Origin of the sequence: Bacillus pretiosus (assembly GCF_051294775.1) — a bacterium.
Lineage (GTDB): Bacteria > Bacillota > Bacilli > Bacillales > Bacillaceae_G > Bacillus_A > Bacillus_A wiedmannii.
The window spans coordinates 1-284 of record NZ_JBPPHF010000532.1 but is presented as its reverse complement, the minus strand read 5'-3'; the positions used below and the strand labels follow the sequence as shown (position 1 = coordinate 284).

1 pseudogene is annotated in these 284 nt (G+C 38.0%); it reads right to left on the bottom strand.

The window, feature by feature from the left end:
* Window positions 1-284: pseudogene (locus ACSG5Z_RS32040) on the bottom strand (RsfA family transcriptional regulator); the annotation flags it as partial.

The window sequence follows — 284 nt, the reverse complement described above, 5'->3', positions numbered from 1 at the left end:
ATTAACATCTTGCATTGTCATAGAGCTTTTTGTAGCAGGAACGGTAGTTTCTTTATATGGAATAGCTTCTTTATATTGTACAATTGATTCCTCTTGTACGAATTCTTCATAATCAGTAATCGAATCTGAAGCTGGTGGTGTATAAAGTAAACGTTTTTTCGCTTGTTCACCGCTTGCAGCGCGCATTTTATCTTTACGATGTTTTTTTGCTAGGTGAAGAGCTTGTTCATAACTATAGCGAACAACAGCATTCCAACGGAAACCACAGGCAGCCGATGTACGAT